The sequence below is a fragment of the Mesorhizobium erdmanii genome (assembly GCF_013170725.1).
GTDB classification, from domain to species: Bacteria; Pseudomonadota; Alphaproteobacteria; order Rhizobiales; family Rhizobiaceae; genus Mesorhizobium; species Mesorhizobium erdmanii.
The window spans coordinates 2,716,375-2,740,783 of record NZ_CP033361.1; the positions used below are offsets into that span (position 1 = coordinate 2,716,375).

At 64.6% G+C, this 24,409-nt stretch carries 25 protein-coding genes; 15 read left to right on the forward strand and 10 right to left on the reverse strand.

The annotated features are described in order from the left end of the window. Positions 1-56 precede the first annotated feature (56 nt). Positions 57-1,100, reverse strand: coding sequence for a LacI family DNA-binding transcriptional regulator (locus tag EB233_RS13120; protein ID WP_064989131.1), 1,044 nt, complete (start codon positions 1,098-1,100; stop codon positions 57-59). Between the two features lie 512 nt (positions 1,101-1,612). On the opposite strand from EB233_RS13120, the gene EB233_RS13125 reads away from it, so the two are divergent. Then, positions 1,613-2,674 (forward strand): diguanylate cyclase domain-containing protein, encoded by a 1,062-nt coding sequence (locus EB233_RS13125; protein ID WP_064989130.1) that lies wholly within the window; start codon positions 1,613-1,615, stop codon positions 2,672-2,674. A 3-nt stretch (positions 2,675-2,677) separates the two neighbouring features. Here the strand turns inward: EB233_RS13125 and EB233_RS13130 are convergent, their stop codons facing one another. Next, positions 2,678-3,577 carry a LysR family transcriptional regulator gene (locus EB233_RS13130; RefSeq protein WP_064989129.1) on the reverse strand — a complete coding sequence of 300 codons (900 nt, stop codon included), beginning with the start codon at positions 3,575-3,577 and terminating at the stop codon, positions 2,678-2,680. A 169-nt stretch (positions 3,578-3,746) separates the two neighbouring features. On the opposite strand from EB233_RS13130, the gene EB233_RS13135 reads away from it, so the two are divergent. Next, positions 3,747-4,514, forward strand: a complete 768-nt coding sequence (locus EB233_RS13135) for a sulfite exporter TauE/SafE family protein (RefSeq protein WP_155765330.1) — start codon at positions 3,747-3,749, stop codon at positions 4,512-4,514. A gap of 340 nt (positions 4,515-4,854) precedes the next feature. Here the strand turns inward: EB233_RS13135 and EB233_RS13140 are convergent, their stop codons facing one another. Then, positions 4,855-5,088, reverse strand: a complete 234-nt coding sequence (locus EB233_RS13140; RefSeq protein ID WP_027054740.1) for a hypothetical protein — start codon at positions 5,086-5,088, stop codon at positions 4,855-4,857. 318 nt (positions 5,089-5,406) lie between these two features. Here EB233_RS13140 and EB233_RS13145 point away from each other — a divergent pair, with 318 nt between their 5' ends. Further along, positions 5,407-6,291, forward strand: a complete 885-nt coding sequence (locus EB233_RS13145) for an AraC family transcriptional regulator (RefSeq protein WP_064989127.1) — start codon at positions 5,407-5,409, stop codon at positions 6,289-6,291. A 176-nt stretch (positions 6,292-6,467) separates the two neighbouring features. Continuing rightward, a complete protein-coding gene (locus EB233_RS13150; protein ID WP_064989126.1) occupies positions 6,468-6,965 on the forward strand; it encodes a GAF domain-containing protein in 498 nt (165 codons plus the stop codon). Between the two features lie 204 nt (positions 6,966-7,169). Here EB233_RS13150 and EB233_RS13155 read toward each other — a convergent pair whose 3' ends face one another. The 4 genes from EB233_RS13155 to EB233_RS13170 form a co-directional block, all read right to left on the reverse strand. Continuing rightward, positions 7,170-8,219 carry an alpha/beta hydrolase family protein gene (locus EB233_RS13155; protein ID WP_064989125.1) on the reverse strand — a complete coding sequence of 350 codons (1,050 nt, stop codon included), beginning with the start codon at positions 8,217-8,219 and terminating at the stop codon, positions 7,170-7,172. A 191-nt stretch (positions 8,220-8,410) separates the two neighbouring features. Beyond that, entirely contained in the window at positions 8,411-9,454 is a 1,044-nt protein-coding gene (locus tag EB233_RS13160) for a helix-turn-helix domain-containing protein (protein ID WP_064989124.1), read from the reverse strand. 220 nt (positions 9,455-9,674) lie between these two features. Beyond that, entirely contained in the window at positions 9,675-10,739 is a 1,065-nt protein-coding gene (locus EB233_RS13165; RefSeq protein ID WP_081294021.1) for a YeiH family protein, read from the reverse strand. A gap of 406 nt (positions 10,740-11,145) precedes the next feature. After that, entirely contained in the window at positions 11,146-11,523 is a 378-nt protein-coding gene (locus EB233_RS13170) for an ester cyclase (protein ID WP_064989123.1), read from the reverse strand. A gap of 444 nt (positions 11,524-11,967) precedes the next feature. Here EB233_RS13170 and EB233_RS13175 point away from each other — a divergent pair, with 444 nt between their 5' ends. From EB233_RS13175 to EB233_RS13215, 9 genes are all read left to right on the forward strand, one after another. Beyond that, complete coding sequence (locus EB233_RS13175; RefSeq protein ID WP_064989122.1) at positions 11,968-12,432, forward strand: GNAT family N-acetyltransferase; 465 nt, start codon at positions 11,968-11,970, stop codon at positions 12,430-12,432. Between the two features lie 27 nt (positions 12,433-12,459). Then, a complete protein-coding gene (locus EB233_RS13180) occupies positions 12,460-12,843 on the forward strand; it encodes an ACT domain-containing protein (protein ID WP_064989121.1) in 384 nt (127 codons plus the stop codon). A gap of 180 nt (positions 12,844-13,023) precedes the next feature. Further along, positions 13,024-14,457, forward strand: a complete 1,434-nt coding sequence (locus EB233_RS13185) for an aldehyde dehydrogenase family protein (protein WP_064989120.1) — start codon at positions 13,024-13,026, stop codon at positions 14,455-14,457. A gap of 371 nt (positions 14,458-14,828) precedes the next feature. After that, positions 14,829-15,239, forward strand: coding sequence for an MbcA/ParS/Xre antitoxin family protein (locus tag EB233_RS13190; protein ID WP_064989158.1), 411 nt, complete (start codon positions 14,829-14,831; stop codon positions 15,237-15,239). Then, on the forward strand, positions 15,233-15,931 hold the full coding sequence (locus tag EB233_RS13195; protein ID WP_064989119.1) for an RES family NAD+ phosphorylase: 699 nt from the start codon (positions 15,233-15,235) through the stop codon (positions 15,929-15,931). Before EB233_RS13190 ends, EB233_RS13195 begins: the two co-directional genes overlap by 7 nt. A 420-nt stretch (positions 15,932-16,351) precedes the next feature. Continuing rightward, the gene (locus EB233_RS13200) at positions 16,352-16,642 is read left to right on the forward strand and encodes an ArsR/SmtB family transcription factor (protein WP_064989118.1); all 291 of its coding nucleotides are present in this window, start codon (positions 16,352-16,354) and stop codon (positions 16,640-16,642) included. A 45-nt stretch (positions 16,643-16,687) separates the two neighbouring features. Continuing rightward, positions 16,688-17,803, forward strand: a complete 1,116-nt coding sequence (locus EB233_RS13205; protein ID WP_064989117.1) for an alkene reductase — start codon at positions 16,688-16,690, stop codon at positions 17,801-17,803. Between the two features lie 305 nt (positions 17,804-18,108). Next, positions 18,109-20,055 carry a tetratricopeptide repeat protein gene (locus EB233_RS13210; RefSeq protein ID WP_171892231.1) on the forward strand — a complete coding sequence of 649 codons (1,947 nt, stop codon included), beginning with the start codon at positions 18,109-18,111 and terminating at the stop codon, positions 20,053-20,055. Between the two features lie 89 nt (positions 20,056-20,144). Next, positions 20,145-20,549, forward strand: coding sequence for a DUF6314 family protein (locus tag EB233_RS13215; protein WP_155765329.1), 405 nt, complete (start codon positions 20,145-20,147; stop codon positions 20,547-20,549). Between the two features lie 3 nt (positions 20,550-20,552). Here the strand turns inward: EB233_RS13215 and EB233_RS13220 are convergent, their stop codons facing one another. Then, entirely contained in the window at positions 20,553-21,428 is an 876-nt protein-coding gene (locus EB233_RS13220) for a LysR substrate-binding domain-containing protein (RefSeq protein WP_064989114.1), read from the reverse strand. Positions 21,429-21,555: 127 nt separating this feature from the next. On the opposite strand from EB233_RS13220, the gene EB233_RS13225 reads away from it, so the two are divergent. Together EB233_RS13225 and EB233_RS13230 are read left to right on the forward strand one after the other, a co-directional pair. Beyond that, positions 21,556-21,768 (forward strand): hypothetical protein, encoded by a 213-nt coding sequence (locus EB233_RS13225; protein ID WP_064989113.1) that lies wholly within the window; start codon positions 21,556-21,558, stop codon positions 21,766-21,768. Positions 21,769-21,789: 21 nt separating this feature from the next. Further along, entirely contained in the window at positions 21,790-22,539 is a 750-nt protein-coding gene (locus tag EB233_RS13230; RefSeq protein WP_064989157.1) for a sulfite exporter TauE/SafE family protein, read from the forward strand. A gap of 8 nt (positions 22,540-22,547) precedes the next feature. Here the strand turns inward: EB233_RS13230 and EB233_RS13235 are convergent, their stop codons facing one another. Beyond that, a complete protein-coding gene (locus tag EB233_RS13235) occupies positions 22,548-23,105 on the reverse strand; it encodes a sugar O-acetyltransferase (protein WP_064989112.1) in 558 nt (185 codons plus the stop codon). Positions 23,106-23,212: 107 nt separating this feature from the next. Then, entirely contained in the window at positions 23,213-23,662 is a 450-nt protein-coding gene (locus tag EB233_RS13240; protein ID WP_027052204.1) for a universal stress protein, read from the reverse strand. Positions 23,663-24,409 lie beyond the last annotated feature (747 nt).

The window sequence follows — 24,409 nt, forward strand, 5'->3', positions numbered from 1 at the left end:
CTCCTCCACATTTGGCCGCACTGCGCGGCTTGCCGCCGATCGCGGCTCTTGGTTTTTCAGCCGTCCGGCAGGCGGCCGCAGGACTGACGCACCACCAGCCGGCACGGCAGTTTTCTTATGCCCGGCGCGGCGGGCTGGCCGCCGACAAGCGACAGCAGGGTCAACCCGGCCTCGCGCCCGAGGGCGACGAGGTTCATGTCGACGGAGGTCAGCGGCGGGCGCGTCGCCTCGGCGACAATCTCCCAATTGTCGAAACCGATGACGCCGACATCACTAGGAACGCCCAGCCCTCTCTCGCGCAACGCATCGATGACGCCGCGCGCGATCTGGTCGTTGCCGCAGAAGACGGCGTCCGGCCTGTCGCGCTTGCCGTCGAAGAGGTGTGCTACCGCCTCGTGACCCCAGGCTTCCGACCAGGAGCCGAGCAGCGGTTCCGTCACCGGCAGGCCGTTTTCGGCGAGTACGTCGCGGTAGGCCTGGGCGCGGGCGTGCACCACGGCGAAGCTCGCCGGCCCGCTGACATGGGCGATGCGCCGGCGGCCGAGCCGGCAGAAATGTTCCACCGCCAGCCGCGCGCCGCCGGCGTCGTCCGAGACGAAGGCGACGGCGTCGGGATCGGGCTGGGTGAAGGCATAGATCACGGGCACGCGCAGATCGGCGAGGTCGACGGGCAGATGGCGGTCGATGCGTTTTCCCGTGGCGATAATGCCGTCGACGCGCTTGTCGAGCATCGCCTCGACATGCAACTGGCCCAGCCGCGGATCCTCCTCGACATTGCACAGGAAGACCGAGACGCCATTGTCGACCAGCGCGTCTGAAATGCCCGACATCAGCGGCAGCGAGAAGCGGCCATATGTATCGTTGGTGAGCAGGCCGACGGTGAAGGAGCGGCGCCGAAGCAAGCTCTGCGCTAGGCTGTTCGGCCGGAAGCCGAGGCTGCGCGCCGTCTCGCGGATGCGCTCGCGCGTCTCGGCGGTCATGCGCCCCTGATCGTTCAGCGCCTTCGAGGCGGTGGCGACGCTGACGCCGGCCCGCGCCGCCACGTCACGCAAGGTGACGGGCTTGGGAAAGACCGGGACAGGCTGATCGTCCGATGCCATCGCGCCGAGGAATCCTTAGCTGGGAAAAGGTTTTCTCAAATAGGCCGGAACAAGGCCCGGCCAATGGCCGAGCCCGATCGGAAATGTTTGGAAAAACCTTTTCTCAGTTCAGGCTAGGCCAGATTTGGGGAGCGTTCAAGGGGAAAAGTGGTGAGGATCAAGCCAAGCGCTTTGGGTTCTTTCCTCACCCTATTTTCGATGCTGGCGCCGCCCCTTATCTGGCTGCCGCCATCTTCTCCCCGTAAACGGGGCGAAGGGACGCTGCCGTCGACGGTTTCGCCAATCGCCGATGCTGCAAAAAAAGCGCCGAGCTTGCGCCAGCCCTCTTCTCCCCGTTCACGGGGAGAAGGTCCTGGCAGGGGGATGAGGGGCAGCGCCGACTTTGGACGATTGGTGGTCTCAACCAAAACTCAACGGCGATTTTCCAGCCTGGTCCAAGCAAATCCGAGCTCGCCGTCAGCGAAGTTTTAATCGCTTTCGCGCCATGGTGATCCCCCGCCAGGAGCTCCTCCATGCCCGATGCCTCATACACCCCGAAAGGTCCGGCCTCGCAGCCCGGCAAGCGGGCCGGGCAGGACAGTGGCGGTGAGCAGCGCCGCGATCCCGCCACCATCTCCAAGCTCAAGGCCGAACTTGCCGCGCAGGCAGCGCTCATCGCCAGGCAGGAGGTTTCGCTGGCGCACAGCCGCAAGATCTTCGACCGCGCCTCGGCCGCCGCGCGGATCGGCGTGTGGGAATGCAGCCTGCCCGGCGAAGAGCTGCACTGGACCGATGTGGTCTATGATCTGTTCGACCTGCCGCGCGGCGTTGCGCTCGACCGCTCGGAGATCGTCAAGTGCTACCCGCAGGAATCGCGCATGGCGCTGGACAGTTTGCGCGGCCGGGCGATCGCCGAGCGCAGCGGCTTCACGCTCGACGCCGAGATCACCACTTTCGCCGGACACAGCCGCTGGATCCGCATCACCGCGAGCGTCGAGTGCGAGGCCGATGTGCCGGTGCGCATCTTCGGCATGAAGCAGGACATCACCGAGGAAAAGATCCTGTCGGACCGGATGCGCTACATGGCCGAGTTCGATGCCATGACCGGGCTTGCCAACCGCGCCCGCTTCCAGGCGCGGCTGGCGCAGGCGGATGCCAGCCGCCCGCTCGGCGCGCTGCTGTTGATCGACCTCGACGGCTTCAAGGCGGTCAACGACACGTTCGGCCATGTCGTCGGCGACGAATGCCTGAAGGCGGCGGCCGAGCGCCTTGCCGACGGCTGCGGCGAGGCGGACCTGGTGGCGCGCGTCGGCGGCGACGAGTTCGCGGTGCTGCTCGGGCCGCATCTCGACCGGGGTGCGGTGTCGGGCGTGGCACGCGAGATCATCGAGAGGATGGGCAAGCCGGTCGCGGTGCGCGGCCAGTCGCTGAGGCTGGGCGCCTCGGTCGGCATTGCGTTTGCCGGGCCAGGCTCGCCCTGCGATCTGTTCGCACAAGCCGACACCGCGCTCTATGCCGCCAAGGCGGCGGGCCGCAACACGTTCCGCATCTTCAAGGCGCAAGCCGGTGCGAAAGGCCGCAGCGCCGCGGCGTAACGACTAGACCTTCCCGGCCTCGAGCCGCTGGATCGTTGCTTCGATCCATGCGGTGACCGCCATGATGCGGGCGAGGTGGCGAAGGTCGGGGTGGGTGAGCAGCCACAGTTCGCGCGTGGGCAAGGGATGGCCGTCCTCCGGCATGCGCACAAGCCCGGCAAGCCGATCGGCGACAATGCAAGGCAGCAGCGAGCGGCCAAGTCCGGCCAGGATTGCCTGCAGCAGCGGTTCGGCATCGTTGACGAGGAGTGGGGCATAACCGTCCTTGCGGGCGACGCCGGCAATCCAGCGCGCCTGCGGCAGGTCTGTCATGCCGTCCTCGTAGGTTAGCCAGGGCAGGTCGGCAGTGTTTCCTACCAAGTCGGGCGCCGGCAGGTGGTTTGCGGTATAAGCGGCATAGGCGAGCGTGCCGATGCGCCTGGCGATGATCCGGCTGCCGGTCTCCGGGCCGGGTCGGGCGAGCCGCAGCGCGATGTCCGCCTCGCGCCGGGTCAGGCTGACGTCGCGCGGATCGGCGACCAATTCCAGCCGCAATCCCGGGTGGCGGGCGACAAGGTCCGCAGTGGCGGGGATCAGCACGCGGTTGACCAGGATCGGCACGGCGGTGACCCGCACCGTGCCGCTGATCTCGCTGTCGGCGCCCTTGACCGCGAGCGTTAGCCCGCCGATCTCGGCCTCCACGGTTTCCGCCCGGCTGGCGGCGACCTCGCCGGCCTGCGTCGGCCGCATCTCGCCTTCCGCGCCGCGCTCGAACAGGCGGACGCCGAGCGCACGCTCGATCGCCCGCAAACGCCGCGCCACCGTTGTCGCATCCAGCCCAAGGCGGCGGCTGGCGGCGGCGAAGGACCCTTCGCGGGCCAGCGCCAGCACATGGCGCAAATCATTCCAGTCGAGGTCGTGCATTCTTGCAGCCCTATGCGGCGATCTTTCAGCATGAAGCTGCGAGAATGCTGCGTTAAGGTCGCCGTGTCCATCACCGGAGAAGCGCCTTGATCCGCGAAGAGCATGCTTGCCAATATCATCGCTGGCCCGCGCAGCGTCGCCTCGGTCGTGGCTTCGTTCGAATATGAGCATGGCCGATCCCTTGTTGTCAGGCCATGCCGACGGCGCGGTGCTGTTCCTTCTGGCCGTCGCTTTCATCGCCGGCCTGGCGCGCGGATTTTCCGGCTTCGGCGCGGCCTTGATCTTCATGCCGCTGGCAAGCTCGGTCATCGGGCCGCAATCGACGGCGCCGCTGCTGCTGATCATCGATGCGCTCGCGGCCCTTGGCCTTTTGCCGCGTGGCTGGCTGCTGGCCGACCGTCGAAGTGTCGGCACGATGACGCTCGGCGCGCTGGTCGGCGTTCCGCTCGGCACCTATGCGCTGACACGGATGGACCCGCTCACGCTGCGCTGGGGCATCGTGGCGCTGGTGGTGCTGCTGCTTGGCCTTTTGATGTCGGGCTGGCGCTATCATGGCCGCCCTGCGACGCCGTTGACGGTCGGTGTCGGCGGGCTTGCCGGCTTCTTCTCCGGCGCAGCCCAGGTCGGCGGCCCACCGGTGGTGGCCTATTGGCTAGGCGGGGGCGGCAATGGCGAGATCGTGCGCGCCAACATCGTCCTGTACTTCGCCCTGTCGAGCGCGCTGACAGGGGTCAGCTATCTCGCCGGCGGGCTGATCACGCTGCCGGTGCTTGCGCTGGCGCTAGTCACGGGACCGTTCTACGGGCTTGGCCTCTATCTCGGCTCGCACCTGTTCGGACGCACCAGCGAGCGCGGCTATCGCTGGGCCTGCTACGGCCTCATCGCCATGGCGTCGATCGTCAGCCTTCCGGTACTGGATACAATGCTGGGCCGCTGAAAATGGCTCCACTCGACCTGGCGGAACTCCTTGGCTGGGCTCACGGCCGTTTGCAGGAAGACCGGCGGCTTTCACTTGCCGACGGTGGCGCACCCCAGCGGCCGCATGGCGACAAAACACTGCGCAAGCCGATGCCCCTGTGGACAAACTCGCGGGCTTAACCTTTCAGCAATTATTTACCCGTTAATTCGACAGCGATGGCCTCGTGGCGGAGCGGCGACGCTGGAGACGGCAAATCTCTGAAGCCTCGGTTCGATCCCGAGGCGAGGCCTCCACAAATTCCCAAACAGACGTTGAGCCGGCCTGGCCGGCTCAACGTTGCTCGGAGCAGGAGTTTGGCCTACGCCTTTTTCGCCGCCCGCTTCTTCGCCGGCGGCGGGTTCTGGGCGGCCGCTATCCGGTCCGCCTCTTCCTTGGCCAGCCGCAATTCCCTCAACTTTGCCGTCTTGATTTCCCGGGCCCGCGCCTCGGACACATATTCGGCGGTCGCCCTGTTGCGCTCCGCCGTCTTCTTCTGCTTGTCGACGAAGCGGGCTTCGGCTTTCGCCATCAGTGTCTGATTGCCATCGGCCATCGAAAATTCTCCTTGATGCTCAAATCGTGAAAACGAACTTGTCGCATAGATAGGCGCTCAGCCGATAAAATTCAAATTTTTGAATTATTTGGCTCCCGGATGACATCATGGAATCGGACGGCGGAATAATACTTTTGAATATTTATTCGAGCCCTGGACAGATTTCAGCACTCCTGTCCGCCGAGTGCCAATGCACCTGCGGCAACGGTTCGGCCGAACGATGCCACCTCGATCAGGGCATACCGGGCAAACCGCAAGATCGGTCGAGCGCGACATGGCCGGTAGCGCCTAACTGGTGCTGCCACGGAGGACTGGACGTTGAAGGCGGCGCTTGAAAACTACCATGCCAGGATGCAGCGGGTGCTGGACCATATAGACCGGCATCTGGATGGCGATCTGGATCTGGAAGCATTGAGCGGCGTCGCGGCGTTCTCGAAATTCCATTTCCACCGGCAGTTCACGTCAACCTTCGGGGTGTCCGTGCATCGCTATGTCCAACTCGCCCGCTTGAAGCGCGCTTCGTACAGGCTCGCTGGAAGCGACGCCGAAAGCGTCACCGACATAGCGATGGATGCCGGTTACGACGCACCGGATGCCTTCGCCCGCGCCTTTCGGCAACGGTTCGGACAATCGCCTTCGTCGTTCCGGAAATCTCCCGACTGGGGGGCGTGGCTCATGGCCTTCGGGCCTTTCGACAAAGCAAGGAACACGCTCATGCAGATAATCTTCGACCACGACGACGTGACGATCCGCGAAGTGCCACCAACACCGGTGGCGATCATGGAGCATCGGGGCGACCGGGCAACGCTCGGCGCCACCATCCAGCGGTTCATCGCCTGGCGCAAGGCGGCCGGCCTGTCGCCCGCGACCAGCCCGACCTTCAACATCTTCCGTTCCGAAAGGGAGCCCGCGGTCGCCGCCGATTACAGCATGGATATCTGTGTCGGGACCGACCGGCCGATCGATGAGAGCGACGGGCGGATGAAGGCTGGCGTGATTCCCGGCGGCCGCTGCGCGGTGCTGCGCTACCCCGGCAACACCAACAATCTCGAACCCGCCGCACTCTACCTTTATCGCGAATGGCTTCCGGCCAGCGGCGAGGAAGTGCGCGACTTTCCGGTCTATTGCCAGCGCCGGCTGTCCCCCATCGCGGAGGTGCCGGCACACGAGGTGGTCACGGAACTGTTCCTGCCTCTGAAATAGCGCCGGTGCCGCGCTTGCGAACCAGGAGCAGGCTGGCCGCCGGTGTCGGCGACGATGGCCGCCCGGATCCCGCGGCTATCGTCAGGGATGGAATTCACGCTATATGGTCCGCTCCGCGACATGTCACCCGGGCACCGTTTCGGAGCAGTCGGGATTGTTACGTTCGGAGACAAGCCATGTTCGCCGCCAAGGCCATCGACAGTACGGACAAGGCCGCGTTCTACAGCGACCTTGCCGCTCAACTGAAAGCGCTGCTGGACGGCGAAAGTGACTCGATCGCCAATGCCGCCAACACCGCGGCGCTGATCTTCCAGATGGTGCCCGACCTCAACTGGGCCGGCTTCTATTTCCTGGCTTCGGACGAGGAACTGGTTCTGGGACCCTTCCAGGGCAAGCCGGCCTGCGTGCGCATCGCGGTCGGCAAGGGTGTGTGCGGAACGGCGGTCGAACTCGGCACCTCGATGCTGATCAAGGATGTGCACGATTTTCCCGGCCACATCGCCTGCGATGCCGATTCGCGCTCGGAGCTGGTCGTGCTGCTCGAAGACGATGAAGGCGTCTTCGGCGTGCTCGATCTCGACAGCCCGCTGCCCGGCCGCTTCGACAAGGCAGACCAGGCCGGCATCGAAAGGCTCGCCGCGATCTATGCCGCGTCGAGCTCGTTCGTGGATTGAGTGGCATAGGCCGAGTTCCACGGCGCCCCCCTCTGTCCTGCCGGACATCTCCCCCACGAGGGAGGAGATTGGCAGTTTCGGCGCCCCGTGCGGTCCTGCAACGTTGGAGATTGGCGAAAGCCGTGGCGACATCCAATCTCCCCCCAAGTGGGGGAGATGTCCGGCAGGACAGAGGGGGCGCCGTAGAGTACCACCCTTGCAAGCCTACAGCCCCGCCTTCAACGCCCGGCTGAACGCCTCAGCCGCCATATCAACCAACTGCGCATGAATCTCCCCGCGTGACCGCCCACCTCCGTCGTCGCAGACGGGGTCGCCGATCTCCTCGGACAGGATGAGGGCGCGCGCTCCGGGCTTGCATTCGCCGAACATGCTGTAGTGGCTGGCATCGGCGATCGCCGTGTAGCTGGCGTTGGGGATTGTCTTGGCAATCCCGGAAGCGTCGGCGGTCGCCGGTATCTTACCCGGCTGGCCAAGATTGACGATGTCGACGGGAATGCCGATCCCGGCGAAGCTCGCCTTGTCGAGGACATCGACCGGCGCGGGATCGATCGCCATGGCGAAGCGGATGCGGCTGTCGCTGTTGTCGCGGCCGGCGAGACGCATGTCCATGGCGTGGAGATCGACGCCGCTCTGTCGCACCCAGCCGCACAGCGAGGCGTTGAAGAGGTCCGTGTCGCAATAGGCGGCGAGCCGTTTGGGATCGACGCGCGCGCCGGCAATGGCGAGCGCCGTGCTGCCGCCCATGGACAGGCCAAGGACGCCCGTCCTGTCTTGCTGGAGGTGGCCGCCGAAGAAGGCGTTCTCTGGCATCGCGTCCAGCATCGCCGAGAGGTCGGCGGGGCGAAGCCATAGTTTCATGGTCTCTGCCGCCGACCTGTTCTTGCCGCCATTGCCCGGATGCGTCGGCGCGGCGACGACAAAACCCCGGCTTGCCAGCGGCGCCGCGATCCAGCTCAGCGCTTCCGGCGTTCCGGCGAGGCCGGCGCCGTGGGAAAGCAGGATCAGCGGGAATTTTCCGTCCGCGATCGGCGCTTCGCGCATCGCGGCTGTTCCGTTGAAAAGCGCGCTGTCGCCAAGCGTGACGGTCTCGCCGCCGGGCTGGGCCGGATACCAGACCGTGACGTCGAGGTCGCCGCCGCGCTCCGCCGATGGCGCGGAGAGGTGGCGAACGCCGACGGCGTCGCCGGCATTGGCCTGATCCAGCATCGCCATCGTGGAAACGATGACGGCACAAAGCATGGTTTTGAAGTTCATGGAGGTCTCCGTTTAGTGAACGCGCCATGGCTGGGGCCGAAGCTTTCGTCCCTCGGCCGGTTGGCGGCTCAGTTGCTGTGTCGATTGGGGATATGAGCCGAGTGGCACGGGCCCTGAGACCTCGATCGCGATCGAGGCCGTTCACTATCGCGATCGAGCACCGCTCCGATCCGAAAGGCGCCGCCGGCTTTTCAGCCAGGTATGGCGTTCGCAAGCGACGGCGCGTTCTTCTCGCGCCAGGCAAGCGGGGTCATGTCGGTGACGCGGCGGAATTCGCGGTTGAAGTTCGACTTGGTCTGGAATCCGGCCGCCAGCATGATCTCGGTCACCGGCTGGTCGGTTTCCGTCAACAGCCGGCAGGCCTCGGCGATGCGGTATTCGTTGACATATTGCGACACGTTCTTGCCCGTCGTCCGATTGATGGCCGACGATATCTGGCGTGCCGGAATTCCGGCGCGGCGGGCAAGCCGGTTGAGGTTCAGATCGGGGTCGCGGTAGAGTTTTTTCTCTCGCAACACCTCGGCGATCCCCGCGATCGTGGCGGCGTCCTCGCCGGCGTCGGCTGGAGATGAGATCTCGGCGGGTTCGGGCGCGTTTGGCGGAACGTGGCTCCGGCTGGCGGCGGCCGCCGCCATGCCGACAAGGACGAGGAGGAAAAGATTGGCGATGCCGATCACCATCGCGGCCCGTGCCCCCTGTCCGGACGCCAGTTCGAAGGACACCAGCATGTCGACCAGTCCCGACAGGCATAGCGTCGCCGCCACCAATAGAATGGCGTGGTAGGCAGGGACCGCGCCATCGAACGGCGCGAGGCGAAGGCCGTCGGCGCCGGACCGCAGCAACCAGAGCGTGGAGGTGGCGTAAATGAAGTCGATCGCGATGAGCGCCACGTCGATTGATTCGCGCCAGAGAATCATCAGCGCGATGATGACGACGGCCGGAATCGCGTGGATGCCGAGCAGCGCCGGCCATTGGCGGTCGGGCGTCCGCACCAGCCTGGAGACGCCGGCATAGAGCAGCGATGGCATGATGGCGGCCGATACGGGAGCGATATAGCCGACCTGCGGGATGCCATAGCCCCAGCGCAGGCCGGTGAGCACCGACTGCAGCGCGCTGAGCAGGATCAGGCCCAGAAACGGCAGGTTGGGGGCTGCCCCATCCTGCCGCCTGGCGACGACCCAAAGCAGGATGAACAGCAGCAGCGCGACGACGAAGGGCAGGGGAACAAACGGCATGGGTTCGCTGAGCGGTGATGGTTCGGCGGACCCTAGAGCATGATGCCGAAAAGTATGAAGCACTTTTCTCGGACAAACGGGTGCCCGTTTGCCCAGGCATCATGCTCTATCTCTTTGGTTTAGAGGCGGATTCAGATTTCAGGTCGAACAGACCTGAAATCATCCGGCTCTAGCCGATGTGGTTTTGATTCCCGAATGGGCTGATGAGCGACGCTGGTACTTAGATCAGCTTCACCAGCATCAGGCTGAATCCGCCGATGAACAGGAAGGCGCAGAGGGCGAGCGCCAGTGGGCGCAGGCCGCGCGAGCGCAGTTGCGAAATGTCGGCCTGAAGGCCCATGGCTGCCAGCCCCATGGTCAGCATGATGGTGGTGGCGAGCACGATTGCCGCCTTCACTTCGGCCGGCACGGTGACCAGGCTGTTCAACGCCACGACGGCGACGAAGGCTGCAACGAACCACGGCATGGGCGGACGCGCTGCCGAGCGATCGTCGCTCGACTTGCGGCGCGCCATCAGGCCGAGCGCGACGACCATCGGCGCCAGCATGGCGACGCGCGTCAGCTTGGCCACGGTGGCGATCTCGCCGGACTGGGTGCCGTTCTGGAAACCGGCGCCGATGACCTGGGCCACCTCATGGATGGAGGCGCCGGCCCACAGGCCGAACGCATGCTGGTCGAGGCCGAGCACGGGCGCCAGCAGCGGGAAGCCGAGCATGGCTACGGTGCCGAACAGCGTGATCGAGGCGACGGCATAGGTGACGTCCTCGTCGCGCGCATCGGTGACGATGTTGGTGGCGACGATGGCCGAGGCACCGCAGATCGAGGTGCCGGCGGCGATCAGCCGCGCCAGCTTGGCGTCGACGCCGATCAGCCGGCCGAGCGTGATGGTGAAGAGGAAGGTCGCGCCAAGCGTCGCCGCCACGATGCCGACGCCGCCGGCGCCGATCGAGACGACCTGGCCGAGCGTCAGCTGGAAGCCGAGCAGCACGATGGCGAAGCGCAGCAGGCGCTTTTGCGAGAAGGCAATGCCGGCCTTGGCGTGGGCGGGCGTGCCGAGCACGTTGGAATAGACCATGCCGGCGACGACGGCCAGAATCATCGGACTGAACAGGGCAAAGCCGGAGACATTGTGCGCCGAGAAGGCGACGGCCGTGATCATCGCCACCAGCACGATGCCGGGGATGACGCCGCTCCACACCGAATCGAGCCGCTTGCGGCCCGCGGCCAGATCGGCCTGTATCAGGGTTTTCGGAATATCGTTCGTGATGTGGGTGAAGGACGACAATGCAATTCTCCAGGCGAGTATCCCTGAAGAATGCCATTCCTGAACCGATCTTTCCAACGAATTGTTTTGGTCAGAATGATCGATTTTTACGAACAATTGGCTCCGATCGAGCGTACGCAGTGGCGCCACCCTTGGTGCATGCATCATGCTGTTCGTTGGCCTTCGATCGCCAATTATCGAAAGTCAGCGCCGCCCCTCACTGTCCTGCCGGACATCTCTCCCCGTAAACGGGGCGAGAGGGGCTGGCCGCAATGCCGGCGACCTTCTTGCAACGCCGATGATTGGCGAAATCGCCGATGACAGCCTGCCTCTCCCGTCGCTATACGGGGAGAGGATGCCGCCAGGCAGGTGAGGGGCGGCGCCGACGTCTGCAAAATGGTACTTCAAGAAGCGCAGCGACATGCCGTCAAAGCTGCGCCTCGATCGCCGCCTTGTCGATCACCGACCAGACGTTCCTGATCCGGTCGTTCAGAAATTCATAAAACACGTTCTCGCTGAACGAGATTTTTTTGCCGTTGATGGGCAGGCCGAAGAAGGTTGCCTTCGGCGTGCAATTGAATTGCAGGCGGCTGGCGATGAAGGGCGGTTCGGCAATCAGCAGCTGGACATCGAAATAGAGATCCGGAATTTCGCGGAAATCCCGCTCCAGCATGGCACGGTAGCCTGACAGGCCGACACGATCACCGTTGTAGTGCACCTCGTCATGGACGAAGCGATGCAGCCTTTGCCAGTCCTGGTTGTTGAGGCAGTCGATATAGGCTCGATAGAGGTCGGTCACGGTCACGGCGATGGCTCCGTAAAAATCTGGCTGCGAAGATAGAGCGACTGTCGGCGCAGTTCCACTTTTCGGATCATGCTCTAGCCGCGACAGCGCATCGACCAGCAGCGAGAAGCCGGCGTCGCCTGGCGGCGGGTGGGGTAATCGAGGTGGTGGCCGGGGAAGGGCGGCGCCAGTCGGCCAGCACCCGCACGCCATCAGGGATCGTTTGCGTCGAGGGACCATAATGCAATCGGCGATTGGTGCAGACGTCCTTGACACCGGCGCCCGTCCTGCGCCAGCTTGGCGCCATGTTCGTTTTCGCGCCCGCCAACAAGCGACGCCGTTCCCGCCCAGCGCGGAGCGGCAGGCTGATTGCGCGACGATAACCCGGCATCATCGATCCGGTTCGTTCGTTTCCCGCCCGCCCGCCTCACCCGCCGGCGGGTTTTTCATGCCTGGAGCATTGTGATGACGAGAAATTCCATCCGGTTTCGGCCCGCCGAACCCGCCGACGCCGCCGCGATCAGGGACATCGTGCGCGCGGCCTATGCCAAATGGGTGCCGGTGATCGGCCGCGAGCCGCTGCCGATGCGCGCAGATTACGACAAGGCCGTCGCCGAACATCCGTTCGAGCTCGCTGTCGAGGACGGGCGCATCGTCGGGATGATCGAAACCATGCTGGCAGACGACCATCTGTGGATCGAGAATGTCTGCGTCGCGCCGCAGGCACAGGGCAGAGGCATCGGCCGAATGTTGCTGGAGCGGGCCGAGCAAAAGGCGGTCGAAGCAGGCCGTGCCGAGGTGCGCCTGCTGACCAATGGCGCCTTCGAGGCCAATGTGTTGTTGTACAAAAGCCATGGCTATACGGTCGACCGGGAGGAGCCGTTCATGGGTGGCATGACGGTCTATATGAGCAAGAAATTGACGCGATAGCGGGCAATCGGAGGAGCGCATACGACGATGGCTGCCACGATCAAATTGAAGCAGCTTCCCGGGCTTTACGCGATTTCACGGCTCGGGGCGGGCGACGGCATTCCCGGCTGGGCGGACGGGCCGGGTTTCGTCAGCATCACAAGGACCGACGACGAGCTTTCGGTCACCTGCCTGCAGGATCGCATTCCCGGCACGGTCAAGCATGATCGCGACTGGGTCGCCTTCAAATTGCAGGGACCCTTTGCTTTCGACGAAACCGGCATCGTGTTGTCGGTCATCCAGCCGCTGTCGGAAAACGGGCTGGGCATCTTTCTGGTGTCCACCTTCGACGGCGATCACTTGCTGGTGAAATTGGCGGATCAGGATGCGGCGAGACGGCTGTTGGGCGAGGCGGGTCATACGCTGCTGTAGTTCGTCCTGACTTCTGCCGCCGAATACGGTAGGTCTGCTGGCCCAACGCGTCTGGCTCAATCACTGGCGCGCTGGATCAACCAGTTCGGGGGTTGCGTTTGACAGCACGGTTTGTGCATCGTTATTTCTAACCGAATATCACGGCCGAAACGGCCATGCGGCACTCCCGAGGAGAAAACCATGTCACACAATTTGCAGTTCTATATCGATGGCGCGTGGGTCGATCCTGTTGTGCCTAACACGCTCGATGTCATCGATCCGTCGAACGAGGATGCCTTCGCGCAGATCTCGCTCGGCTCCAAGGCCGATGTCGACAAGGCGGTGGCCGCCGCCAAGCGCGCCTTCAACACCTACGGTTTCACCTCGGTGGAAGAGCGCCTCGATATCCTCAACCGCATCATCGAAGTCTACAAGAAGCGCTCGAAAGACCTGGCGCTCGCCGTGTCGCGCGAGATGGGTGCGCCGCGCCAGATGGCGCTCGACAGCCAGGTCGGCGTTGGTCTTGCGCATCTGCAGAAGATGGCGGAGGTGCTGAAGACGTTCCAGTTCCGCCACGTCAAGGGCAGTTCGCTGATCGTCAAGGAGCCGATCGGCGTCGTCGGCCTGATCACGCCGTGGAACTGGCCGCTGAACCAGATCACCTGCAAGGTCGGTCCCGCGCTCGCCGCCGGCTGCACCATGGTGCTGAAGCCGTCGGAGATCGCGCCGCTCGACGCCATCATCTTCGCCGAGATCATCGACGAGGCCGGTGTGCCGAAGGGGGTGTTCAACCTCGTCAACGGCGATGGCCCTGGCGTCGGCCAGGCGCTGTCCAGCCACCCCGACATCGACATGATGTCGTTCACCGGCTCGACCCGCGCCGGCATCCTGGTGGCCAAGGCGGCGGCCGACACGGTCAAGCGCGTGCACCAGGAACTGGGCGGCAAGTCGGCCAACATCCTGTTCCCGGATGTCGACCTTGCCAAGGCCGTCACCAAGGGCGTCGCCGGCTGCTTCAGCAACTCAGGCCAGTCCTGCAATGCGCCGACCCGCATGTTCGTGCCGCGCGACCGTCATGACGAGGCCGCCGGCTATGCCAAGGCGGCAGCGGAGAAGTTCGTGGTCGGCCCGGCCGACGGCGCCAACACCAAGCTCGGCCCCGTTGTCAGCCAGATCCAGTTCGACAAGATCCAGGACCTGATCCAGAGCGGTATCGATGAAGGCGCGACGCTGGTGGCGGGCGGCCCCGGCCGTCCGGCCGAACTCAACCGCGGCTATTATGTCAGGCCGACCGTGTTCGCCGACGTCACCCACGACATGCGCATCGCGCGCGAGGAGATCTTCGGGCCGGTGCTGGCGATCCTGCCCTACGACACGGTCGAACAGGCGGTCGAGCAGGCCAACGACACGGTCTACGGCCTTGCCTCCTACATCCAGGCCAAGGACATCCAGAAGGCCCGCGACGTGGCGGCGCGCATGCGCTCCGGCAATGTCTACATCAACTACCCGACCTGGGACGCCGGCCTACCCTTCGGCGGCTACAAGCAGTCCGGCAACGGCCGCGAATACGCCGAATACGGGCTGGAGGATTTCCTGGAGATCAAGGGCATCGCCGGATATGAGGCGGCTGAGTAAGGAGCAATACGGCGCGCCGTGACGAGCGGCGCGCGACGTAGGCTGTTTCTGCTCGTGGGCAGGCTTTCTGGCGCTGGCGCCGCCCCTCATCTGGCTGCCGCCATCTTCTCCCCGTAAACGGGGCGAAGGACGCTGTCATTGCCGCTTTCGCCAATCACCGGCGTCAAAAGAAGAGCGCCGACGGTGCGGCCAGTGGTCTTCTCCCCGTTTACGGGGAGAAGGTGCCGGCAGGCGGATGAGGGGCGGCGCCGACGCTGGAAAATTCATGTTCTTGATCATGCGATCGAGCGAAGCGACCGCACATGGTTTGTCGCTCTTCTCCTTGCCAAATGGCAAATACATGCTATATCTCTGCCAATAGGGTGAGCAAAATGCAGCTTGAGGCAATCGTCACAACGCCGGCCACTGTCGGAGCGGCCATTTCGGATGAAGAGGCGGGCGCGCTCGCGCGTACCACGGTCAATCTGTTCAAGGCGTGGAACCTCACCGACCTCGAAGCCTGCATCCTGCTTGGCGGGATGTCGGCGCGCACCTGGGCTCGTTGGAAAGAGGGCGGCATCGGTCGGATCGACCGCGACCTGCGTACCCGCATGGCGCATCTGATGGGCATCCACAAGGGTCTGCGCTACCTCTTCACGGAGCCGGCGCGCGGCTATGCCTGGATCCGCAAGCCCAATGCCACTTTCGGCGGCCAGTCGGCGCTCGACCTGATGCTGCGCGGCGAAATCTCCGACCTTGCCGCCATGCGCGAATGGCTCGATGCGGAGCGTGGTGCATGGTGAGTGGGTTCGCGGTGCGGCGCCGCGTCCACTGGCACCAGACCTTCCGCATCATCCGCTCCATCCATCCGCCGATCGACCTGTTCGAGGACATAGCCGATCCGCGCGACTGGGAGGCGCTGGCTTCCGTCGAGGAGAAGACCAACCCGCGCATCCGCCTCGAGATCGGCGACCTCGGCAAGGTCGCGGCGGCAAGGCGGGTGTCCGGCCCGGGCGCCAGCTTCGTCATGGCGCCTTTCGTGCATTGTTCCGTCCTGCGGCCCGGCCGTTTCTCCGATGGCAGCTACGGGCTCTATTATGCCGGCGACAGCGAGGATGTGGCGCTGGCCGAGACCATCCACCACCATCAGAATTTCATGCGCGCCACCAATGAGGATCCAGGCTGGACGGCTGACTTTCGCGTGCTGATCGGCAGCGTCGACCGCGACCTCGATGACGTCAACGCCGTGCCCGGCGTGCTCGACCCCGACGACTACACCGCCTCGCAGGCGGAGGGGCGGGCGCTGCGCGCGCAAGGCAGCGACGGGCTGCTTTGGAACAGCGTGCGCATGCCCGGCGGGCAATGCATCGGCATCTTCTGGCCCGACGTCATCCCCGTCCCGGTGCAGGGCCGGCACTACTCCTATCATTGGGACGGCAGCCGTGTGGATTTCGTGCGCCAGCACGACACGGGCAAGGTATTGGCGGTGGTGTGATCGGCGCCGACCTCGGTCGCTACTTCGACAGCGGTGACTGAGACAGCTGCCACGGCCATCTGCGCACACAGCCGGAGTTCGCTGTAGAAGTTGCCGGAGGCTGGCGGGGCAGCGCCCCCTCTGTCCTGCCGGACATCTCCCCCACGAGGGGGGAGATTGGCAGCTTCATCGTCCAGCCCCTTCTTTCAACGTTGGAGATTGGCGAAAGCGGGGATGGCAACTAATCTCCCCCCTTGTGGGGGAGATGTCCGGTAGGACAGAGGGGGGCGCCGTAGAGCGCTGCTTTCGCGGTATTAATGCTGATCCCGATCCGGTGCGATCGGAAACGCATTCTCCAATCACTCTCAACAATGGCATGGATTTCCTGCCATATCGTCTCTCCCCGATCTATATATCTGATAAGATCGATGCAGGGCGAAGATGGACAACGACATCATATTGAAGGCGCTGGCGCATCCGTTTCGGCGCGATGTGCTGGCGTGGCTGAAGGAGCCTGAGAAGCACTTCGCCGCGCAGGCGCATCCGCTCGAGATGGGCGTCTGCGCCAGCCAGTTCGACCATCGGGGCCTGGCGCAGTCCAGTGTCTCGGCGCATCTGGCGACGCTCGCTTCGGCCGACCTCGTGACGACGCGGCGGGTCGGCCAATGGGTGTTCTACAAACGCAACGAAGAAACCATCGCCGCCTTCCGGGCCGCCCTGTCCGGTCTCTGACTATCCTCCCCGTCCTCCCCCCAAGTGCATGAAAGGCATTTTCTCATGGCTACCCTTTTTGATCCCCTGCGCGTCGGCGACCTGGCGCTGGCGAACCGCATCGTCATGGCGCCGCTGACGCGCAACCGCTCGCCCAATGCGGTGCCTGGCGACCTGTCAGTAACCTATTACAGCCAGCGGGCCACGGCTGGCCTTATCGTCACCGAGGCGACCGCCATCAGCCATCAGGGCCAAGGCTATGCCAACGTGCCTGGCCTCTACGGGGCCGACCAGCTTGCCGGCTGGAAGCGTGTCACAGACGCCGTCCACAAGGCCGGCGGCAAGATCGTGGTCCAGCTCTGGCATGTCGGGCGCATCTCGCACGATTCGCTGCAGCCGGGCGGCGGCAAGCCGGTGTCGGCGTCCGCGATCAGGGCAAAATCCAAGACTTTCCTCGTCAAGCCGGATGGCAGCGGCGAGTTTGTCGAAACCTCCGAGCCCCGCGCACTTGAGACGGCCGAAATCCCCGGCATCATCGATGACTATCGCCGCGCCGCCAAGGCCGCGATCGAGGTGGCGGGTTTCGACGGCGTCGAGATCCATGGCGCCAATGGCTATCTCATCGACCAGTTCCTGCGTTCGGGCACCAACCATCGCACCGACGATTATGGCGGCTCCATCGAGAACCGGACGCGCTTGCTGTTCGAGGTGGTCGATGCCGTCACTGGCGCGATCGGCGCCGGCAAGACCGGGATCAGGCTGTCGCCGGTGACGCCGGCCAACGACACGTCGGACGCCGATCCGCAGCCGCTGTTCAACCACGTGGTGGCGGGCCTCGGCAGCCGCGGCCTGGCCTTTATCCATGTCGTCGAAGGCGCGACCGGCGGCGCGCGCGACTTCAGCCAGGGCGACAAGCCGTTCTCCTATGCCGAGCTCAAGGACAGCTATCGCAAGGCTGGCGGGCAGGGCGCCTGGCTGGTGAACAATGGCTATGACAAGCAATTGGCTGAGAAGGCTGTCGGCGACGGTTATGCCGACCTTGTCGCGTTCGGCAAGCTGTTCATCGCCAATCCGGACCTCGTCAGCCGCCTGAAGCAGAATGTCGAATTGAACGTTCCGGACAATGCAACGTTCTATGGCGGCAACGCCAAGGGCTATACGGACTACCCGACGGCGGCCTGAGCCGTCCATCCGGGACAGGCGTTCGCCTGCCACAGGAGAAGAGCAGCCGGCTCCCATGCAGGGGGCCGGTTCGGTGTGTTCCGACGCGATCGATCCGGCCGAGACTTTCCGCCGCGCACCGTGGTCGAGATGAGGCGCGCGGCCACGTTGCTTGCGTGGCGGAATTGGGTCCTGAGCGGATTTCTTTTGCGCGGTGACTTGCGGCGATCAGGAATTTGCCTGATCAAGTCGGCATAAGGCTGACAATCCGCAAGTGTGATCCAGATTCTGCTGACATGATGCTTCATAGGTTTCGGCGCCTGATCATGCCCGCGCGGCGCGCGCTCGGCAGTCTCGCCATTCTGCTTGCACTCGGTGTTCCCGCTTTGGCCGGCAGCCTCGAGGACTGCGCCAACGACAAGCTTGTCACCGCCCAGCGGATTGCCGCCTGCAAAAGCGTCATCGACGACAAGGCGACGACCCCGAGCAACCGGGCCCTGGCCTTTGTCAACCGTGCCAACGCATTGGCGGATATGGGCGCGTATGACCTCGCCATTGCCGACTATGGCGAGGCGATCAACCTTGACCCGAAAGACGCCGACGCCTTCAACAACCGTGGCCTGGCCTGGGGCCAGAAGAAGGACTACGACCGCGCCCTGGCCGATTACAGCCAGGCCATCCTCCTCAATCCGCAACTCGCTGTCGCCTACGGCAACCGGGGCCTGATCTGGAACGACATCAAGCGCGACTACGTCAAAGCCGTCGCCGATCTCGACAAGGCGATCAGCCTCGACCCGGCAAACAGCTCCGCCTACAACAACCGCGGCAATGCCTTTCTGCGCACCGGCGACTACGACCAGGCCATAACCAGTTACAGCCAGGCGATCTTTCTCGATCCGCAATACCCCGATCAATATTTCAACCTTGGACTCGCCTGGGCGCACAAGGGCAATGACGAGCGCGCCATCGCCGACTATGGCCAGGCGATCAGCCTCGACCCTAAGCATGTCAGTGCCTGGCGCCGGCGCGGCGATGCCTGGGCCAGGAAGGGCGACCCTGATCGCGCCATCGCCGATTATGGCGAGGCCATCAAGCTCGACCCCAGGGATGGCGAGACCTTGCGACAACGCGGCGGTGTCTGGCGCGACCGCAAGGACTATGATCGCGCCATTGCGGATTACGGCCAGGCCATCGATATCGATGCCAGGGATGCTTTGGCCTATAATGATCGTGGCTGGACGTGGTCGCTGAAGAAGGACCCGGACCGCGCCATAGCGGATTTCGACAAGGCGATTGGCATCGATCCGTCCTATGCCAGGGCCTACAACAATCGTGGCCTGGCGTGGTCCGACAAGGGCGATCTCGACCGTGCCATAGCGGACTACGGCCAGGCGATCGCCATCGATCCCAAATATGCGCAGCCTTACGACAATCGCGGCCTGTCGCTGATGGACAAGGGTGAGTACGACCGTGCGATTGCCGATTACAATGTGGCGATCCTCATCGATGCCGGTTATGCGCGGCCTCACAGGAACCGCGGCGCCGCCTGGGCGCGCAAGGGCCAGTTCGGCTATGCGATGGCGGACTATGACAAGGCGATCACGCTCAGCCCGGACTACGCCAGCGCCTATGTCGGCCGCTGCCGCGTCTGGATCTACGAGGCGCGATACAACCGCGCCATATCGGACTGCGATCAGGCGATCCGCCTCGACGCCAACTACGCCACCGCCTATGAAACGCGCGGCCTCGCCAATATCTACAAGAGCGCCTACAGCGACGCTTTCGCCGACTACGATCAAGCGGTGCGCCTCAGCCCGCAATATGCCGGCGCCTATCAGAGCCGGGGCATCGCGCAGTTCTATCTCGGGTCGCCGGCAAGCGCGCAGGCCGACCTCGAAATGGGCGCCCGGATGCGGCCGAAGGATGCCTATTTTGCGATCTGGGCGGATCTTGCGCGGCGTCGCAACGGGCAGCCGAGCGTTCTACGCGACGCCAAGCTCGACATGACGAAATGGCCGGCGCCGCTGGTACGCATGCTGCTGGGCGACGAGACGCCCGAGGCGGCGCTCGCCGCCGCCGACAATCCCGACGCGGCGAAGCAGAACGAGCAGGTCTGCGAGGCGAATTTCAACACCGCCGAATTCTTGCGGCTGCAGCACCGCGACGAGGAGTCCCTGCGGCTCTACCGGCTGGCGTTGCGCGACTGTCCCCGGGACTTCATCGAAATCACCGCCGCAACCAATGCACTGCATGTCATGGGCAAGGCGCCGTAGAGAGGGTTCATTGCTTCGTGAGAACGCACCGCCCCGTGGCATTTGACGAAAGAAATGTGGTCGATCGCGCCGTCCAAGGCGGAACGGCAGTGGCAGGCCGTCTTGTCGGCGACTGGAAAGTCCGCCGCACCATGATCGATTTCCTCGCCGGTGCGACTTACCGTTTCAGCGGCGAGGCCGTTGTGACGGCTGACGCTTTCACCGAGCATGGCACGATGCGGAGCGGTTCGCGAGAAATGTCGGCAAGCCGGCGCTATCGGCTCGAGCCGGGCGAGGGGGCGATGCGCATCCTTCATGCCGACGGCCGCGATTTCATCGCGCTCGGACCGGAGGCGGCGCAGACCGTCCGCCATCTCTGCGGCGCCGATCTCTATGTCGGGCGCTTGTTCTTTCGCGGGCCGGATGAATGGGCCGAGGCGTGGCGGGTCAAAGGCCCGCGCAAGAACTACGCAAGCCTTGGCAGGTTTTGGCGCGCCAACAGTACGAACCCCTAGTCCTCACACCAGCGCCGCCGCCAGCAGCTTTGCCTGCGGCGTCAACTCGTCGAAGCCGCGTGCACAAAGGTTGAGCTGCCGCGTCGCCCAGTCGTCCGTCAGCCGCAGGCTGCGCAACGTGCGGGCGTAGCGGCGCGCGGCACTTTCGGGCACGATGGCGATGCCGGCGCCCTGCGCCACCAGCCGGCAGACATTGTCGAGGCCGGGCACGCGGATGCGCATGTGCAGATGGCCGCCGAGCCTGGCGGCCTGGCGGGTGATGTGCTCCTGCAGAGGATGGCCGAGGCCGAGGCCGACAAAGGATTCGCTCATGATTTCGGTGAGGTTGGCGGCATGCAGGCCGGCGAGGCTGAGCCAGTGCCGCGCGGCGATCACCACCAGCCGATCGATGCAGAACGGTTTCTGCTCGAGATGCGAAAGACCGGCCCACGTCGCGGCGATGCCGAGGTCGGCGGCGCCGCTGGCCACCGCTTCGGCGATCTCATGGCTGGGACGTTCGTCGAGATCGATGTCGATGCCGGGATGCGCCACCAGGAAAGCCGGCAGGATGTCGCGCACCATCTCGGCCGTCGCGGCGGTGTTGGCCATCAGCCGTACACGCGCCCGCAGGCCGCCGGCATAGGCGCCGAGATCGCCCGCCATCGCCTCGATCTGGTTCTGCACCGCGCGCGCATGGTGCAGCAGCGCGTGGCCGGCGGCCGTCGGCACCACGCCACGGCGGCGGCGCTCCAGAAGTGGTGCGCCGAGCCGCTCCTCCATGCCCTTGATGCGGGCGCTCGCCGAGGCCAGGGCCAGCCCGGCGAGTTCGGCGCCATGGGTGATGCTGCCGCGTTCGGCCACCAGTAGGAACAGCCGAAGATCAGTGAGATCGAAGCGCATCTTTGTTGCTCCTGCAAGGCGTGCGGGTGGTGGCCTCAGCCTTCGGCCGGAACGAAGGCTGACAGCGCAATTTCCACATTGTGCGCGGCCGACATGTCCGTCAAATCCTTTGCGGTGGAGGTGTGCGATGAGTGACAAGACATCAGGCCGGTTCGGCATTCTCGAGAGCGCGGCGATCGTGCTGGCGGTCGCGGTGGCCACGCTTGCCATGGCGCAGGCGCAGCCCCTCGGATGTGTTGTGATAGCGGCTGCGGCCGGTGCCGATCCCAGACCGGCAAGACCCAAGCCGGCAAGACCCAAGCCGGATGCCGACGCGACGGACATGCTGCTGCATGACTGATTGCCTGATGAAGGTGTGCTCGTGCTGAGCGCCGGCATGCTTGCCTGGATCGGCGCCGTCTTCCTTGCCGCCGGCTTGGTCAAGGGCGTCGTCGGCATGGGGCTGCCGACGGTCGCGATGGGGTTGCTGGCGGTGACGATGGCTCCGGCGGAGGCGGCCGCTTTGCTCCTGATCCCGTCGCTGGTCACCAATCTGTGGCAGTTGTTCATCGGCCCGTCCTTCCGGGGCCTGTGCAGGCGGTTGTGGGCGATGATGGCCGGCATCATGCTGGGCACCGTCGCCGGGGCTGGGGTGCTCGCCGGCGCACATTCGGGCGCGGCCTCGGCAGGGCTTGGCGCGGCGCTGGTGCTTTACGCCATTCTCGGCCTGCTCAAGCTTGGCTTCATCACGCCAGCGCGTCACGAGGCCTGGGCATCACCGCTGGTCGGCTTGGCGACAGGCCTGGTCACCGGCGCCACCGGTGTCTTCGTCATCCCGGCCGTGCCCTATCTGCAATCGCTGCGGCTGGGGAGGGAGAATCTGATCCAGGCGCTCGGCCTGTCCTTCACCGTTTCGACGGCGGCGCTCGCCATCGGCCTGTTCAGGACGGGTGCGCTGGCGTCGCCGACGGCGCAGCTGACAGGGTCTATCCTGGCGCTGGTGCCGGCGCTGGCCGGCATGTTCATCGGCCAGGCGTTGCGCCGGACGATGAGCGTCGAGACCTTTCGCACGGTGTTCTTCTCGGGGTTGCTGGCGCTGGGGATGTATCTGATGCTGGAGGTGCTGCGGTGAGGCTGGTTTCACTCGGCGATCGACCTGATAACCCTCGCCGGATTTCCGCCGACAAGCGTGTTCGGGGGAACGTCCTTGGTCACCACCGAGCCCGCCGCGACGACCGCGTTTTCGCCGACCGTCACGCCGCCGATGACCGTTGCACCGGCGGCTATCCAGACATTGCGTTCGATGACGATCGGCCTTGCGGTGGTGAAGGCGCGCCGCCGCGACGGTTCGAGCGGATGGCCCGAGGTGATGAGGCTGACATTCGGCCCGATCAGCACGTCGTCTCCGATGTCGAGCCCGCCGAGATCATAAAAAGTGCAGTTCTGGTTGATGAAGACATTGCGGCCGACGCGGATGCCGGCCCCGCCCGTGGCGTAGAAGGGCGGGATCAACAGAAAGCTGCCGTCGACTTGCCTGCCAATGAGTTCGCTGAACAAGGCGCGGACTTCGTCCGCATCGTTGAACGTCAGGCGGTTGAGGCGGGCGGTGATCGCCATCGCCCGTTTGACATCCGCCAGCATGGCGGCCGATTCCGGCGTTCTCCCGGGGATCATCCTGGTGCGATCCGCATCCGCCATTCGCGGCTTTCCTCCGGGCACGATCGAACGCATGCTTGCGCCTAGCGGCCGCGCCACGGCGCGCCCTCGACTGTGTTTGAGCACGATTCCGAAAGCCGGTTCCAGCTCTACCGCACCACCAGTACCGGGATCGCGGTGTAGGACAGCACTTCCGCCGTCTGGCTGCCGAGAAGCAGCCGGCCCAGTCCGCGGCGGCCATGCGAGGCCATCACGATCAGGTCGCAACCTCGCGCCTGCGACAGTTCCAGGATCGCTTCGGCGGGGCGTTTGTCCTCGACATGTACAAGCTCGGCGGACACGCCGGCGGCGTCGGCCGATGCCTTGCATTTGGCGAGCACCTCCTTGCCGTATTTACGCGCCTCTTCCTGGTAGATGGCCAGTTCATCGCCAGCCGCGTAGCCGGCCATGGCGCCGCCCCATGCCAGCGTCGGGAATTGCTCCGAAACGGTGACGAAAGTGACGGTGGCGCCGATGCCTTTTGCCAATGCCAGGCCATGGGCAATGCCCTTGTCGGCCAGTTCCGATCCGTCGGTGGCGATGAGCAGATGTTTGTACATGATAACCTGACCTGTTGTGCGGGCTGCCTGAGCACGGACCCCTGATGAGTATAGACCAAACATAGGTGCGTCCCGCGCGCATTCATTGTGCCAATGCGAAGCGGATCAGGGCCAGCCCGACCGTGACCAGTATCGCTGATCGGGCGCCTTTTATGGCGCCAGAAGTGTATCGTTTTAATACAATCCCCAATTGGTGGACTCGGGTGACAGATCGGCAGTTAATTTCTCCTTCGGCCGAAAAGGAGGGGATGAAGGCCGCGAACCGGGAGGAAAGGATGTCGGTACAGAAAGAAGATTATCGAACGAACAGGGCCGACTTTGCGATAGCTTCAACGCGTGGCCAAGCAGTGTCCGACGATGGCGTGCGCGACGAGCCGCTGGCAATGAGCTACAAGTCGGTCTGGCCTAGAGATCGGCGATCCGCCAGATTGCCCGCAAATCCGGCGAAAAGTTCGTCAGGACCGAGAGCAGGACCGCGCCGCTAGCGCCTGTCATTCGCATGAAACCAGCTGTGCGCATGGGATAGCCCCGCCGACCGAGCACGCGGGACGCCGCAGCGCACCGGAGAACACGGCAAAGGTTGTCCTGCCTTACGAATTTGTATGTTCGTGGCGATGCGGCGGTAAGCTGGATATCCGACATTGGCTGCCTTTGATCGAGGCGTCCGACCGAGAATGCAAGCATGACGACTGCCACAGGCGCTCTGCGGCCACCACGGCCAACGGGTTCACAAAAGCGGTCGCCCTC

Coding starts and splice junctions, on each gene's coding strand:
- EB233_RS13120 (WP_064989131.1), bottom strand. CDS start 1,100: ATGGCATCGGACGATCAGCCTGTCCCGGTCTTTCCCAAGCCCGTCACC.
- EB233_RS13195 (WP_064989119.1), top strand. CDS start 15,233: ATGGTGAGTGGGTTCGCGGTGCGGCGCCGCGTCCACTGGCACCAGACC.
- EB233_RS13180 (WP_064989121.1), top strand. CDS start 12,460: ATGGCTGCCACGATCAAATTGAAGCAGCTTCCCGGGCTTTACGCGATT.
- EB233_RS13235 (WP_064989112.1), bottom strand. CDS start 23,105: ATGGCGGATGCGGATCGCACCAGGATGATCCCCGGGAGAACGCCGGAA.
- EB233_RS13185 (WP_064989120.1), top strand. CDS start 13,024: ATGTCACACAATTTGCAGTTCTATATCGATGGCGCGTGGGTCGATCCT.
- EB233_RS13125 (WP_064989130.1), top strand. CDS start 1,613: ATGCCCGATGCCTCATACACCCCGAAAGGTCCGGCCTCGCAGCCCGGC.
- EB233_RS13200 (WP_064989118.1), top strand. CDS start 16,352: ATGGACAACGACATCATATTGAAGGCGCTGGCGCATCCGTTTCGGCGC.
- EB233_RS13175 (WP_064989122.1), top strand. CDS start 11,968: ATGACGAGAAATTCCATCCGGTTTCGGCCCGCCGAACCCGCCGACGCC.
- EB233_RS13155 (WP_064989125.1), bottom strand. CDS start 8,219: ATGAACTTCAAAACCATGCTTTGTGCCGTCATCGTTTCCACGATGGCG.
- EB233_RS13160 (WP_064989124.1), bottom strand. CDS start 9,454: ATGCCGTTTGTTCCCCTGCCCTTCGTCGTCGCGCTGCTGCTGTTCATC.
- EB233_RS13190 (WP_064989158.1), top strand. CDS start 14,829: ATGCAGCTTGAGGCAATCGTCACAACGCCGGCCACTGTCGGAGCGGCC.
- EB233_RS13205 (WP_064989117.1), top strand. CDS start 16,688: ATGGCTACCCTTTTTGATCCCCTGCGCGTCGGCGACCTGGCGCTGGCG.
- EB233_RS13130 (WP_064989129.1), bottom strand. CDS start 3,577: ATGCACGACCTCGACTGGAATGATTTGCGCCATGTGCTGGCGCTGGCC.
- EB233_RS13210 (WP_171892231.1), top strand. CDS start 18,109: ATGCCCGCGCGGCGCGCGCTCGGCAGTCTCGCCATTCTGCTTGCACTC.
- EB233_RS13240 (WP_027052204.1), bottom strand. CDS start 23,662: ATGTACAAACATCTGCTCATCGCCACCGACGGATCGGAACTGGCCGAC.
- EB233_RS13225 (WP_064989113.1), top strand. CDS start 21,556: ATGAGTGACAAGACATCAGGCCGGTTCGGCATTCTCGAGAGCGCGGCG.
- EB233_RS13220 (WP_064989114.1), bottom strand. CDS start 21,428: ATGCGCTTCGATCTCACTGATCTTCGGCTGTTCCTACTGGTGGCCGAA.
- EB233_RS13140 (WP_027054740.1), bottom strand. CDS start 5,088: ATGGCCGATGGCAATCAGACACTGATGGCGAAAGCCGAAGCCCGCTTC.
- EB233_RS13150 (WP_064989126.1), top strand. CDS start 6,468: ATGTTCGCCGCCAAGGCCATCGACAGTACGGACAAGGCCGCGTTCTAC.
- EB233_RS13135 (WP_155765330.1), top strand. CDS start 3,747: ATGGCCGATCCCTTGTTGTCAGGCCATGCCGACGGCGCGGTGCTGTTC.